The 13,809-nt window shown below is 58.3% G+C and carries 12 protein-coding genes and 2 tRNA genes; 11 read left to right on the top strand and 3 right to left on the bottom strand.

Annotated elements, in window-relative coordinates:
- Window positions 1-57: 57 nt before the first annotated feature.
- The 3 genes from recJ to ACR0EK_RS09395 all read left to right on the top strand — a co-directional run bounded on the left by recJ (window position 58) and on the right by ACR0EK_RS09395 (window position 2,074).
- The gene (gene recJ, locus ACR0EK_RS09405) at window positions 58-1,800 is read left to right on the top strand and encodes a single-stranded-DNA-specific exonuclease RecJ (protein WP_480899561.1); all 1,743 of its coding nucleotides are present in this window, start codon (window positions 58-60) and stop codon (window positions 1,798-1,800) included.
- Window positions 1,801-1,898: 98 nt separating this feature from the next.
- Window positions 1,899-1,973 (top strand) — tRNA-Glu (locus tag ACR0EK_RS09400).
- 26 nt (window positions 1,974-1,999) lie between these two features.
- Window positions 2,000-2,074, top strand: a tRNA-Glu gene (locus ACR0EK_RS09395).
- Window positions 2,075-2,139: 65 nt separating this feature from the next.
- On the opposite strand, the gene ACR0EK_RS09390 is transcribed toward ACR0EK_RS09395, so the two are convergent.
- On the bottom strand, window positions 2,140-2,922 hold the full coding sequence (locus ACR0EK_RS09390) for a DeoR/GlpR family DNA-binding transcription regulator (RefSeq protein WP_480773548.1): 783 nt from the start codon (window positions 2,920-2,922) through the stop codon (window positions 2,140-2,142).
- Between the two features lie 474 nt (window positions 2,923-3,396).
- Here ACR0EK_RS09390 and ACR0EK_RS09385 point away from each other — a divergent pair, with 474 nt between their 5' ends.
- The 8 genes from ACR0EK_RS09385 to ACR0EK_RS09350 all read left to right on the top strand — a co-directional run bounded on the left by ACR0EK_RS09385 (window position 3,397) and on the right by ACR0EK_RS09350 (window position 10,938).
- A complete protein-coding gene (locus tag ACR0EK_RS09385; RefSeq protein ID WP_480481601.1) occupies window positions 3,397-5,136 on the top strand; it encodes an ABC transporter substrate-binding protein in 1,740 nt (579 codons plus the stop codon).
- Window positions 5,137-5,198: 62 nt separating this feature from the next.
- Window positions 5,199-6,248, top strand: a complete 1,050-nt coding sequence (locus ACR0EK_RS09380) for an ABC transporter ATP-binding protein (protein WP_480899559.1) — start codon at window positions 5,199-5,201, stop codon at window positions 6,246-6,248.
- Between the two features lies 1 nt (window position 6,249).
- Entirely contained in the window at window positions 6,250-7,326 is a 1,077-nt protein-coding gene (locus tag ACR0EK_RS09375; RefSeq protein ID WP_480899557.1) for an ABC transporter ATP-binding protein, read from the top strand.
- Window positions 7,323-8,186, top strand: a complete 864-nt coding sequence (locus ACR0EK_RS09370) for a carbohydrate ABC transporter permease (protein WP_209595792.1) — start codon at window positions 7,323-7,325, stop codon at window positions 8,184-8,186. Before ACR0EK_RS09375 ends, ACR0EK_RS09370 begins: the two co-directional genes overlap by 4 nt.
- Window positions 8,183-8,980 (top strand): carbohydrate ABC transporter permease, encoded by a 798-nt coding sequence (locus ACR0EK_RS09365; protein ID WP_155139158.1) that lies wholly within the window; start codon window positions 8,183-8,185, stop codon window positions 8,978-8,980. Before ACR0EK_RS09370 ends, ACR0EK_RS09365 begins: the two co-directional genes overlap by 4 nt.
- 8 nt (window positions 8,981-8,988) lie before the next feature.
- A complete protein-coding gene (locus tag ACR0EK_RS09360; RefSeq protein ID WP_267364646.1) occupies window positions 8,989-9,393 on the top strand; it encodes a DUF2160 domain-containing protein in 405 nt (134 codons plus the stop codon).
- 65 nt (window positions 9,394-9,458) lie between these two features.
- On the top strand, window positions 9,459-9,854 hold the full coding sequence (locus ACR0EK_RS09355; RefSeq protein ID WP_209504337.1) for a BlaI/MecI/CopY family transcriptional regulator: 396 nt from the start codon (window positions 9,459-9,461) through the stop codon (window positions 9,852-9,854).
- Window positions 9,841-10,938 (top strand): M56 family metallopeptidase, encoded by a 1,098-nt coding sequence (locus ACR0EK_RS09350; RefSeq protein WP_480486090.1) that lies wholly within the window; start codon window positions 9,841-9,843, stop codon window positions 10,936-10,938. The genes ACR0EK_RS09355 and ACR0EK_RS09350 overlap by 14 nt, the downstream gene beginning before the upstream one ends.
- A 9-nt stretch (window positions 10,939-10,947) precedes the next feature.
- On the opposite strand, the gene ACR0EK_RS09345 is transcribed toward ACR0EK_RS09350, so the two are convergent.
- Both ACR0EK_RS09345 and xylA read right to left on the bottom strand, forming a co-directional pair.
- On the bottom strand, window positions 10,948-12,411 hold the full coding sequence (locus ACR0EK_RS09345) for an MATE family efflux transporter (RefSeq protein ID WP_480899555.1): 1,464 nt from the start codon (window positions 12,409-12,411) through the stop codon (window positions 10,948-10,950).
- A gap of 89 nt (window positions 12,412-12,500) precedes the next feature.
- Window positions 12,501-13,808, bottom strand: a complete 1,308-nt coding sequence (gene xylA, locus ACR0EK_RS09340; RefSeq protein WP_480870350.1) for a xylose isomerase — start codon at window positions 13,806-13,808, stop codon at window positions 12,501-12,503.
- Window position 13,809 lies beyond the last annotated feature (1 nt).

Here is a 13,809-nt window from a genome sequence, read left to right as displayed (position 1 = left end):
AAAAGGTGAAGAGGCCGGGTCCGCAAGGGTCCGGCCTTGGCGCATGAGAGGCGAGCAATGAGTTTTCTTGGAGTCGAGCAATCACTGACGGGACGGCTTTGGGTTGGACCCAGCCCGGAGATTGAGCGGGCGGCCGAGATGATGGCGCAACAAACCGACCTGCCCCGTGCCGTTTGCCAGGTTCTGGCCCGGCGCGGCGTGCCGGTATCGGAGGCGCCCGGCTTTCTTGACCCAAAGCTGAAGGAATTGCTGCCTGATCCGCGGGCCATCAAGGATATGGAAGTTGCCGCCACGCGCTTTCTGGAAGCCGTCCGCAATCGTCAGAAAATTGCGGTGTTTGCGGATTACGATGTCGATGGCGGCAGCTCTGCCGCGTTGCTGCTGGTCTGGCTGCGGCAGATGGGCGTGCAGGCGACGCTTTATGTGCCGGACCGGATCGACGAAGGGTATGGCCCCAACGTTCCCGCGATGCAGGAGCTTGCGGCTACGCATGATCTGATCATCTGCGTTGATTGCGGCACGCTCAGCCATGATCCGATTGCGGCGGCTACGGGGGCGGATGTGATCGTTCTGGACCACCATCTGGGGGGCGAGACGCTGCCCGATTGCGTCGCGGTGGTGAACCCAAACCGACAGGATGAAAGCGGCGATCTTGGTTATCTTTGCGCGGCGGGCGTTGTGTTCCTGATGCTGGTCGAGGCCGGTCGGCAGCTGCGTGACGCGGGCGCAAGGGGACCGGACCTTGTGGCCCTTCTGGATCTGGTGGCCCTGGCGACCGTTGCCGATGTGGCACCACTGATCGAGGCCAACCGCGCCCTGGTGCGACAGGGGCTGAAAGTGATGGCACAGCGGCAGCGCCCCGGCCTTGTCGCGCTGTCCGATATCTCGCGCATGGATACCGCGCCGAACTGTTATCACCTCGGGTTTCTGCTTGGGCCCCGCGTGAATGCCGGTGGACGGATCGGTCAGGCCGATCTGGGCGCGCGCTTGCTGAGCACCGATTCCCAGCAAGAGGCGCAGGCGTTGTCCGAACGTCTGGATGCCTTGAACACTGAGCGCCGTGACATTGAAAACACGGTACGTGCCGCCGCGCTGGAGCAAGCCGAGGCGCGTGGCTTGGACGCCCCTTTGGTCTGGGCAGCAGGCGAAGGCTGGCACCCCGGTGTCGTTGGTATCGTGGCCTCTCGGCTGAAGGAGACAGCCGATCGACCGGCGATTGTGATTGGCTTTGACGGGGATGAGGGCAAAGGTTCGGGCCGCTCGGTTTCCGGCGTCGATCTTGGGGCTTCGATCCAGCGTCTGGCGGCCGAAGGGTTGCTGGTCAAAGGAGGCGGTCACAAGATGGCCGCAGGTTTGACCGTCATGCGCAATCAGTTGGAACCCGCAATGGAACGCCTGAGCGAGTTGCTGGCCAGACAAGGGGCGGGCCAGGGTGGGCCTGCGGATCTGAAATTGGATGGCGCGTTGATGCCCGGCGCGGCAACCGTGGAACTGATCGAGCAGATCGAACAGGCCGGACCGTTTGGCGCCGGTGCCCCGGCCCCGCGCTATGCGTTGCCTGACCTGCAGGTTCGCTTTGCCAAGCGGGTCGGTGAATCGCATCTGAAACTGTCGCTGACCGATGGAATGGGCGGCGGGCTGGATGCGATTGCCTTTGGTGCTTTTGACGGGCCGATGGGCGAAAAACTGTCAAATCACGGCGGTGCGCGCTTTCATTTTGCGGGTCGGCTTGAGGTCAACACCTGGGGCGGGCGCCAATCTGTGCAGCTCAGGCTGGAGGACGCGGCAGAGGCCCGTTAACACGCGGCTTTGGTGTGCTAAAAAACTTTCCCGTCCCTGCGTTTTTACGCTTGCGGGGGTCACGGCGAAACCGTAAAAGGCCCTCCACAAGCCAGCGTGGCCCGTTCGTCTATCGGTTAGGACGCCAGGTTTTCAACCTGGAAAGAGGGGTTCGATTCCCCTACGGGCTGCCATTTGCGCTTGTGACCTTATACCAAGTGGCCCGTTCGTCTATCGGTTAGGACGCCAGGTTTTCAACCTGGAAAGAGGGGTTCGATTCCCCTACGGGCTGCCACTCTTCCTTAGCTTCTTCCATCCCAAAGCAGCAAGATCATCCGGGCCGCGTCTGGAATCAGCAACCTAGCTGTCATCAGCGATCTGAATTTCGATGCCCCAACGGTCAAGGAATCTGGCCACCCCACCCTTTGGCACAGCATCCGTGACCAGCGAATGCACCAGCCGAGGATCCGGCCCCACATAAGGTGCCCTTTCACCAAACTTGGAATGTGCTGCAGCCATGACAACCTGGTCCGCACACCTGACCACCACCGATGCAAGATCCGCTTCGACCGCGCTGTGGTAGAGAAACCCTTTGCTGTCGGAAATCGCGTCCGTGCTCAGGATCACGATGTCAAAGGCATAGCGTTGCAGCTGCTTGTGGGTGACGTGACCAAACGTCCCCCTTTCATCGATCTGCAACTCACCCCCCAAAAGGTGCACCCGGTTTCCGTTGACCCCGGCCAAGGTCTGAACGACACCGACGGAGTTGCTGACAACCGTGAGGTTGCTGACCTGGCGCAGCTCTTCAGCGACGAAAGCGGTTGTCGATCCCACATCCAGGAAAACGGTCATCTGATCGCGAACCAGTTTCGCGGTATGCCCGGCAATCAAACGCTTTTCATCCGCGTCTTGTGATATCCGGTGAAAGAAGTTGGGGGCACCCTGCACTCCGGCAAGGTAAGCTCCGCCATGAACGCGTTCGACCGTACCCGCCTTTGACAAGGCTTTGATCGTTCGGCGCACCGTCTCTTCGGATACGCCGAGCATATTCGCCAAATCCGAATTCCGGGCCGTTCCACCCAAACGTCTGAGGGCATCAAGCAATTCCAGCTCACGATGGGTGTTGAGGGTATTCTTCTTCACGAACCGGCTCCGGAATTTTTCTTTATATGGACACGGAATACCGTGAACGGCAAGGCAGTGCTACATCCGCATTGCCACAACTGGCCTTTTGTCGGAACGGATTGGTGCCATGTGAGCACTGAGTTTCAGCAGTAGTGATCCGGGAAGCTGGTTTGCCTGACTTCTCACGAGTGCCGGATCAGTGTCCATGCCTCTCGCAACGCGAATGCAATTCAACGCACCCTCTGTCATCTCTTGCTTGCAATGGGTCTCAGTGGAGTTCCCTATTTCCCTCGCGGAGAAATTTTGAAATTTCGATAACATAATTATATAGTTACAATCATTTACAGCGTTGGATACAAACTCAATTCATGCGGCTCCGGAGTGCCTGAACGTCAATTACTAAAAATTTAGTTTGACACATACGCAAAAAATCGCTGATGCTGTTCTGCATCCGGTTCCCGCCGGAGAACCATAATTTTTGGGAGGAGACAGATGCGGAGACATCTACTTTCCGCAGTGGCGGCGGCTGCCGTCATTGCGGGGCACGGGTCCGCTTGGGCCGACGAAGCCGCAGCACAACGTTGGATCGACGACGAATTCCAGCCATCGACCTTGTCGAAAGACGAACAGATGGCCGAGATGCAATGGTTTATCCAAGCTGCACAGCCCTACGCTGGCATGGAAATCAACGTCCTGTCCGAAGGTATTCCGACGCATTCCTACGAGTCGGAGGTTCTGACCAAGGCGTTTGAAGAAATCACCGGCATCAAGGTCAATCACCAGATCCTTGGCGAAGGCGAAGTGGTCCAGGCTGTTCAGACCCAGATGCAGACAGGTCGGAACCTGTATGACGGCTATGTCAACGACAGTGACCTGATTGGTACCCACTCGCGTCTGCAACTGGCATATCCGCTGACCGACATGATGGGCGGTGACTGGGCGGCGACAACCTCGCCGACAATCGATCTGGATGACTTCATGGGCATTCAGTTCACCACCGGGCCGGACGGCAAGCTGTATCAGTTGCCCGACCAGCAGTTTGCGAACCTCTACTGGTTCCGCAAGGACTGGTTCGATGACGAAGCCAACAAGGCCGCGTTCAAAGAAAAATACGGCTATGATCTGGGCGTTCCGGTCAACTGGTCGGCCTATGAAGACATCGCCGAGTTCTTCACCAATGACGTGAAAGAAGTCGACGGCGTGGCGATCTACGGCCACATGGATTACGGCAAGCGCGCGCCCGACCTTGGCTGGCGCATGACCGACGCCTGGCTTTCGATGGCCGGTGCTGGTGACAAGGGCGAGCCGAACGGTATTCCGGTTGACGAATGGGGCATCCGCATGGAAGCGGGCACCTGTAACCCGGTCGGCGCCTCGGTGTCGCGCGGTGGTGCTGCAAACGGTCCGGCTGCGGTCTATGCGATCCGCAAATGGGACGAATGGCTGCGGGCCTACGCGCCTCCGGGTGCGGCGTCTTATGACTTCTATCAGTCGCTGCCGGCACTGAGCCAGGGCAACGTGGCCCAGCAGATTTTCTGGTACACCGCCTTTACCGCCGACATGGTGAAGCCGAAGTCCGAAGGCAACAACACCGTGGATGACGAAGGCACTCCGCTGTGGCGGATGGCGCCCAGCCCGCACGGCCCCTACTGGGAAGAAGGTCAGAAGGTTGGCTATCAGGACGTGGGTTCCTGGACGTTCCTGAAATCGACCCCCTCGGATCGTGCGCAGGCAGCCTGGCTTTATGCCCAGTTCGTGACGTCCAAGACTGTTGATGTGAAGAAGTCCCATGTGGGTCTGACCTTCATCCGCGACAGCTCGGTCAACCACGAGTCGTTCACCGAACGCGCATCCAAGCTGGGTGGCCTGGTCGAATTCTATCGCTCGCCTGACCGCGTGGCATGGTCGCCAACCGGCATCAACGTACCGGACTATCCAAAGCTGGCCCAGATCTGGTGGCAGCAGATCGGTGACGTGAACTCGGGCGCCTTCACCCCGCAAGAGGCGATGGACCGTCTGGCCGAAGAGATGGACATCACCATGGCCCGTATGCAGGCTGCGGATGAAAGCGCCGGTGTCTACGGCGGCTGCGGTCCACGCCTGAACGAGCCGCAGGACCCATCTTTCTGGCTGGAAAAAGCGGGCTCGCCCAAGGCCAAGCTGGAGAACGAAAAGCCGCAGGGCCAGACCGTCAACTATGACGAACTGGTTAAGCGCTGGCAGTCCCAGTAAAAGCAACATCGTAGGCCGGGCTTAAGCCCGGCCTACCCCTGAATGCCCCGCGAGTTTCCCAGATGATTGAACTTCAAGACGCGACCAAACGGGTCGGCAACGTCATCCATATCAAGCCAACCAACCTGACGCTGCAAACCGGCCATTTCAACGTGCTATTGGGCGCGACAGGTTCCGGAAAAACGTCACTGATCAAAATGATGGCCGGGTTGGACCCGATCGCCTCAGGCAAGGTCCTGATGGACGGGCAGGACGTGACACGGTTGAACACGCAAAAGCGGCAGATCAGTCTGGTGCACCAGTTCTTCGTGAACTACCCGCATATGACTGTATTCGACAATATCGCCTCGCCCCTGCGCGTGGCTGGCATGGCTAAATCGGAGATCGATGGCCGCGTGGAAGAGGCCGCCGATCTGCTGCAACTGCGCCCCATGCTGCACCGCCGCCCACACGAGCTGTCGGGCGGGCAACAACAACGAACCGCGCTGGCGCGTGCCATCGCAAAAGAAAGCCGCGCCGTCTTCCTGGATGAGCCGCTGGCGAACCTTGATTATAAACTGCGCGAAGAGTTGCGCGAACAACTGCCCGATCTGTTCGCTGGTCGCGGGGCCGTCGTTGTCTACGCCACCTCGGAGCCTGAAGAGGCATTGCTGCTGGGAGGCTACACCGCGCTGATGGAAGACGGCCGCGTGACCCAGTTCGGCCCAACCACCGACATCTATCGCAATCCGGAAAACATCGCCGCGGCGCGTGTATTCTCGGACCCGCCTATCAATGTGGCCCGTATCACTGTTTCCAGCGCCCGGGCGCAATTGGCAGGCAATGTCGGCTGGGCAGCCTCGGGCATGGCCGACGGGGAATATATGATCGCCGTTCGCCCTCATCGCGTGACGCCATTTCGTACGTCTGACGCCGATGTCGAACTGACTGGACGTGTGATCGTGACCGAACTGTCAGGTTCGGATTCCAGCGCGCATTTCCAGCATGGTGACGAAGCCTGGGTTTCACTCGCCGCTGGTGTGCATCCTTATCAGGTCGGCGAAGATCACAGTTTCTACATGAACCCGGCGCATTGCCGGTACTTCAGCCAAGACGGCAAAAGGGTGGCCTGACATGGCACAGATCAAGCTTTCAAACCTTCGACACAGCTATATGCCATCGCCAAAAGGCCCCGAGGACTATGCGCTGAAGGAAATCGACGTGACATGGCGCGATGGCGGGGCCTATGCGCTGTTGGGGCCGTCAGGTTGTGGCAAGTCCACGCTGCTGAACATCATATCCGGTCTTCTTACCCCCTCGGAAGGCCGGATTCTGTTCGATGATCAGGACGTCACCGCCCTGCCCCCGGACCAACGCAACATCGCGCAGGTTTTCCAGTTTCCGGTGATCTACGACACGATGACCGTGGGCGAGAATCTGGCCTTCCCGTTGAAGAACCGGGGTGTCGACGCCGAAACCATCAAGCGCCGTGTTCTGGAAATCGCCGAGATGCTGGACGTCACGGATATGCTGAACACCCGCGCATCAGGCCTGAGCCCGGACAACAAACAGAAAATCTCGATGGGTCGCGGCCTTGTTCGCGACGACGTGAATGCAGTGATGTTCGATGAACCACTGACAGTGATCGACCCGCACCTGAAATGGAAACTGCGGTCCAAGCTGAAAGAGCTGCATCAGCGCGTGCAGGCCACAATGATCTACGTGACACACGACCAGACCGAGGCGCTGACCTTCGCCGACGAGGTGGTGGTAATGCAAGACGGTGAAGTGGTTCAGATCGGAACACCTGTCGAATTGTTTGAACGGCCCCAGCACACATTTGTCGGCCATTTCATCGGCTCGCCGGGCATGAATGTCCTTCCATGTGAAGCCAAAGGCGACCGCGCCGTTTTTGAAGGGCACGAGGTCATGCTGGAAGGTCCCACACATGGTGACGGCGGACGCACCGATCTGGGTATCCGCCCGGAATATGTAGGTTTCGGCGACACTGGCATTCCGGCGCATGTGACCAAGGTCGCCGATATCGGCCGCCACTATGTGGTCAGCGCCGTAGTCGGCAACACCGCCCTCAAGGTCGTGACCGAACACGGTGTACCGGAACCGGGATCACAGGTCTTTTTGCAATTCAAACCCGAACAATCCCGCGTCTACCGCGACGGCTGGATTGCAACTCAGGAGCGGGCGCAATGAGAACGGAAAACCAAAAGGCATGGTTCTTTGTCCTGCCCGTTCTTGCGCTGGTGGCGTTCAACGCGCTGGTGCCCATGATGACGGTGGTCAACTACTCGGTGCAGGAAACCTTCGGCAACAACCAGTTCTTCTGGGAAGGTTTGGGCTGGTTCGAACAGATCCTGCGATCCGACCGTTTTCAGGCAGCACTTGGACGGCAATTCCTGTTTACCTTCCTGATCTTGCTGATCGAGGTGCCCTTGGGCATCATCGTCGCCCTGTCGATGCCACGCAAAGGGTTCTGGGTGCCGGTCTGTCTGGTGCTGATGGCCTTGCCGATGCTGATCCCTTGGAATGTGGTTGGCTCGATGTGGAACATCTTCACCCTGCCCAAGATCGGATTGCTGGGATATTTCCTGAATGACGTGCTGGGCATCAACTATGACATGACGCAACAGCCGCTGTCGGCTTGGATAACCGTTATCGTCATGGACGTCTGGCACTGGACCTCGCTGGTCGTGCTGCTGTGCTATGCCGGCCTCGTCTCGATCCCCGACGCCTATTATCAGGCCGCCAAGATCGACGGCGCCAGCCCATGGTCGGTGTTTCGTTACATCCAGTTGCCCAAGATGAAGACGGTTCTGACCATCGCGGTTTTGCTGCGGTTTATGGACAGCTTCAATATCTATACCGAGCCTTTTGTTCTGACCGGCGGCGGTCCCGGCAACTCGACCACCCTGCTGTCGATTGACCTTGTGAAGATCGCACTGGGGCAGTTCGACCTTGGCCCGGCGGCAGCGATGAGCCTGATCTACTTCGCCATCACGCTGCTGGTGTCGTGGCTCTTCTACACTCTGATGACAAAGGACGACGCAGAATGAAAAAGCGGTCCATCATCCCGATCCTCTATATCGCGTTCCTGATGCTGCCGATCTATTGGCTGGTGGCGATGTCCTTCAAGACAACGAACGAGATTCTGTCGGGCTTTTCCCTGTTTCCCCAGACTTTTACGCTGGAAAACTATATTACAATCTTCACAGACCCAACCTGGTATTGGGGTTACATCAACTCGATCACCTATGTGACTCTGAACACAGTACTTTCCGTCTGCGTTGCCCTGCCTGCGGCTTACGCCTTCTCGCGCTATCGGTTCCTCGGTGACAAGCAACTGTTCTTCTGGCTGTTGACCAACCGCATGGCCCCAGCGGCGGTGTTCGCCCTGCCGTTCTTCCAGCTCTATTCGTCGATCCACCTTTTCGACACCTATCTGGCCGTGGCTTTGGCCCATACGCTGTTCAACGTGCCGCTGGCGGTGTGGATTCTGGAAGGTTTCATGCGTGGTATCCCAAAGGAGCTGGATGAAACCGCCTATGTGGATGGATATTCGTTCCCGCGCTTCTTCGTGACAATCTTCCTGCCCAACATCAAGGCAGGTGTCGGTGTCGCGGCATTCTTCTGCTTCATGTTCTCTTGGGTGGAAATGCTGCTGGCCAAGACCCTGACCGCGGTCGAGGCCAAACCCATCGCTGCCGTGATGACCCGTACAGCATCCAGTGCCGGGTACGAATTGGGTCTGCTGGCCGCCGCGGGCACCCTGACCATCATCCCCGGTGCCATTGTCATCTGGTTTGTTCGCAACTACATCGCGCGTGGCTTCGCGATGGGACGTGTGTGAGGTTCGACATGCGAAAACTGCTTCTCACCCTCCCCTTCCTGCCCTCAACAGCCTTTGCCCAGGCCAAGGCCGGATGGGGCAATGTCGGACAGGAGGCCGAAAAAGGGTTCTCGTGGACGGACCCCCTGTGGCCCGATTTCTGGATGGCATGGACACCTGCCACGCTGGCCGTGTTTGTCGGTATCTTCTCGGCCATAGCATGCATTGGCTTGCTGGAAGGCTTCAAATTCCGCGACGGAATTGAACGGCGCGGGGTTCTGGGGCTGACAACCACACTGGGGGATCGCCTGTTCATCACCCTTCTGGGGTCCGCATATATTTTCCTGGCGTGGCTTGGGCTGGTCGGGCAACCCGTCTGGACACCGCTGTTCCTGTCCATTGGCTGGGGCGTTTTTGTTTTCTGGAAAGTTTAGACTTTGAGAAATCGCGAAAGGATGCTTGTCTGTCAGGCATACTAACCATGACGACACCGAGACCAATGCGAAAGAAAAAGACAACAAATCTGCTGACCGAGGTCGAACTGGAGTTCATGAACGAGCTCTGGGCCCTCGGGCAAGGCTCGGTGCGTGATGTCCTGGACCGCCTGCCATCAGAACGCAACCTGGCCTATACATCCGGGGCCACGATCCTGCGCATTCTGGACGAGAAGGGTTTTGTGGAAAGCCACAAGTCGGGAAAGACCCTGATCTATACGCCGCTTCTGGAAAAGGACAGATATCAGGCCCGTTCGCTTCAAAATCTGTCGCGCACGCTTTTCGACGACACCCCCGCCACACTGGTGGCGCGGCTGGTCGACGACGCGGGGCTGAGCGAAGCCGACCTGGAGGAAATTCGAGCACTGGTAGAGAGGAGACTGCAAAATGACAGCGGTTAGACCGGTTCTCGACGCATTCATCGAACTCAACATCGTGCTGGCCTTTTCGGCGGTGATCTGGCTGGTGACCCGCACGGCCCTAAGCCGCACCGCCCTGCGCAATGGCTATGTCGCACAGTTGCGGGCGCTCAAGACCTTGTGCATCTGTGTTCTTGCCAGTCCGTTTCTCGCGGTTTGCGTGTCGTCGCTGGCGACATACGCTTGGCCGGGCAGTGTCGTGGCCCTTGGTGATATCGCCGTTGCAGCCTATCTGCGCGGTGACATCGCAATGCCTGCCACGCAGTTCGAAGCACTGCTGAACACCCGCGAAAGGTGGGTTGATCTGGCATTGTCCGGACAGCAGCCTGTGATCACCCTCGTTGCCGCCATACTTGCCTGTATCGCAGCCGTGTACGCTGCGCGTGCCTTGCGGGACGCAATGACGATCCGTCAGACTGTCAATTCCAGTTTTCTTTGGCGGCGGTCCGCCAAGGTGGATATTCGACTGTCCGATCGCATCACTGTGCCCTTTGCCGTGCGAGGACTTCGCCGCCGCCACGTCGTTCTGCCCAGCCATCTGCTGGACACCCCGCGCGAGTTGCGTTTTGCACTTGCCCACGAGTTTCAGCATATCCGTACGGGTGACGTCGAATGGGAACTGGGGTTTGAGCTGCTGCGTCCGCTGTTGTTCTGGAACCCCGCCTATCTGATGCTCAAGTATCAGTTCGGCCGGCTGCGCGAGTTGGCCTGCGACCAGTCGGTTGTTGCGCGCAAACGGATTGATGCGCGGGAATACACGGCGTGCCTGCTGGACTATTGCGCCCGGACAATCTCAACCAACAGCCCACGCGTTCTGAATGTTGCCTTTGTGACAGGCGGTAAGGCAAAGCGCGTATTGCGGCAACGTGTAATCGCGCTGACCGATGTTCAGCCATCGGTACCTGCCCTACCGGCAGTGTTCCTTGGAATGACGCTGATCTTTGGTGCGCTTTTGGCTCTGGGGTCGGCCTCAATCCAGCAGACACGGGATTGGAGCCATGACCGTCTGATGCTGTCGACAGTGGTCAACCTGGAACGGCTGGAAGCGCGCAATCAGGGGAACTGACCTGATCGCTTACCAGCCGCGACGCCCGAACAGCGAGTGAAGCCGCCCCTGGTCGGCAAAAGGCTCGGGCGTTTGCACCCGTTCCAGCCGCGCAACAACGCGCGCGACAAGAACCCATCCTATGACAGCAAAGATGACGCCCCCAAAAGCCTGACCCAGCAGAACGCCCGACGCCCCGGCGATTTGTGAGCCAATCGTGGCAAACACCCATGTGCCAATGGTGTGACGACCCCAGTTTATCCATGTGGAATAGACCGGATGGCCCAGATTGTTGAAACTGGCATTTGTCACAAAAATCACACCGTTGAAGAACGACGCCAATGCCAGCGGGCCGCAGAACAGATAAATCAGTACGCGCGTTTCCCCCTGGGCTGCGAACAAATTCGCAATTGGCGAACGCAGTAAAAACAAAATGGCCGACATGCAAAGAACGTAGATTGCGGTGAACTTGATCCCGGCCAAAAACGCAGCGCGCACGCGATCAAATTTTTCTGCCCCGAAATTTTGCCCGATGATTGGCCCTATCGCACCGGACAGCGCAAAGATGACCGAAAACGCCACCGGCAACAGCCGCCCAATCACCGCCATGCCCGCAACCGCATCCGTTCCAAACTGTGCAATTTCCCGCACTACGATGGCATTCCCGATCGGCGTGGCGACATTCGTCAGAACGGCAGGGATTGCGATGGCCCGCACGGGCCGAAAATCCTGTGCCACCTGTTTCAGCGATGGGCGTGCAAATCCCTGATGCACCCGCAGCGCGGGCCACAATGCTGCTCCCAACATGCATAGCCGCGCCAGAACCGAGGCTATCGCGGCGCCATCCAACCCCAGCCCGACGGCAAAGATCAAAATCGGGTCAAGAACTGCATTCACAATGCCGCCGTAAATCGTTGCCATCATTGATCGGCGCGCATCGCCGTGGGCACGCAGCACAGCCATCGCTGCCATCGCAATCGACATCACCCACATGGTCGGCAGAATGATCGACACATAGCGCGTCGCCAGCCGCAAAACCTCGCCTTCTGCGCCAAGCAGCGACAGCAGAAAGCTGACGTTCAGCAACACCAGAACAGAGGTTACCAACCCGACGATCAGCCCCAGAACGGCGACACTGGATGCGTATTGCCTTGCCTGTTCAGCCCGCCCGCCGCCCAACTCACGCGCGACCAGCGCCCCGGCAGAAATCGACAGACCGATATTGATTGCGTTGGTGAAAAACAGCAGCGTCCCGGCATAACCTACCGCTGCGGCCAGCGCGTCGTTGCCCAGCATCGAGATAAAGACCATATCGACAAAATCGACAGCAAATATCGCCATCAATCCAATGCTCGTGGTCAGCGACATGCGCGTCACATGTAGCATCAGGTTGCCACTTAGAAAGATTGCCTTACCTGCCGATTTTTCCACCAAGTCTTTGGTCGTCCCACCTGCGCGACCCGGACGGGCCCATGATGCCACTGCGTTCGACAAGGGAAAACCCCGGACAACGCCTAAGTAAACTCACGCGTTTCCGGGGCTTTGTACACCGAATATTTTAGTTCAGGCTCAGCCGACCGAAATTACACAAAGCGGTTCACGTAGTTCTCAAGCACTTCCTGACGCCCCGAGCGTGGCTGAGGATTGAGGTCTTCGGCAAGCACCCGCGCTGCAATCTCGTCGAGGCCAGAGGTTAGCATCGCCTGAGCTTTAGGCGTTTTCCAGCCTGCATACCGGTCGGCCAGCGCCTGTTCCAGACCACCATCTTCAAGCATCGCAGCTGCCGCTTTCAGGCCCCGGGCGCAGATATCCATCCCGCCCACATGCGCCGCGATCAGGTCTTCGGCATCGATGGATTGCCTGCGAAGCTTGGCGTCGAAATTGGTACCACCCGTGGTAAACCCGCCCGCTTTCAGGATGTGGTAATAAGCCAGCGCGACTTCAGGCGTGTTGTTGGGGAACTGATCCGTATCCCACCCGGACTGGTAATCGTTTCGGTTCATGTCGATGGACCCAAGCATACCTTCGGCCGAGGCAACAGCGATCTCATGTTCAAAGCTGTGTCCTGCCAGGATTGCGTGCCCTTGTTCCAGGTTCAGCTTTACCTCATCCTCAAGGCCGTACTTGCGCAGGAAACCGATGCAGGTTGCTGCATCGAAATCATATTGATGCTTGGACGGCTCCTGCGGTTTGGGTTCTACAAGGATCGTGCCGTTGAAGCCGATCTTGTGCTTGTACTCGACCACCATGTTCAGGAACCGGCCCATATGATCCAGTTCGGCCTTCATGTCGGTATTGAGCAGCGTCTCGTAGCCCTCGCGCCCGCCCCAAAGCACATAATTCTCGCCGCCAAGCTTGTGGGTCGCGTCCAAACAGGATTTCACCGTGGCGGCGGCAAATGCAAAGACATCAGGGTCGGGGTTGGTGCTGGCACCCCCCATCCAGCGACGGTGGCTGAACATATTGGCTGTGCCCCACAACAGCTTGGTGCCAGACACCTGCATCTTTTCACCGATATAGTCAGTGATCTCATTCAGCGTTCGCAGGTTTTCTGCAAAACTGCCCTGTTCGGGACGGACATCCGCGTCATGCCAGCAGAAATAGGGCTGGCCAATGATCTCGAACATCTCAAAGGCAACATCGGCCTTCATTTTGGCGCGGCCCATGTCATCTTGCGGATGCCATGGACGTTCAAAAGTCGAGCCACCAAACGGATCCCCGCCTTCCCAGGCGAACGAGTGCCACCACGCCACGGCAAAACGCAGGTGATCCTCCATGCGCTTACCCATCACGATCTCGTCCGGGTTGTAGTGACGGAATGCGAGTGGGTTCTTACTGTTCTCGCCCTCGAATTGGACCTGCTCGATCCCCTGAAAGAAACCGCTCGTCATC

Source organism: Ruegeria sp. AE4 (genome assembly GCF_056542185.1).
The sequence above is the reverse complement of the archived record's forward strand: the minus strand, read 5'-3'. Positions and strand labels throughout refer to the sequence as shown.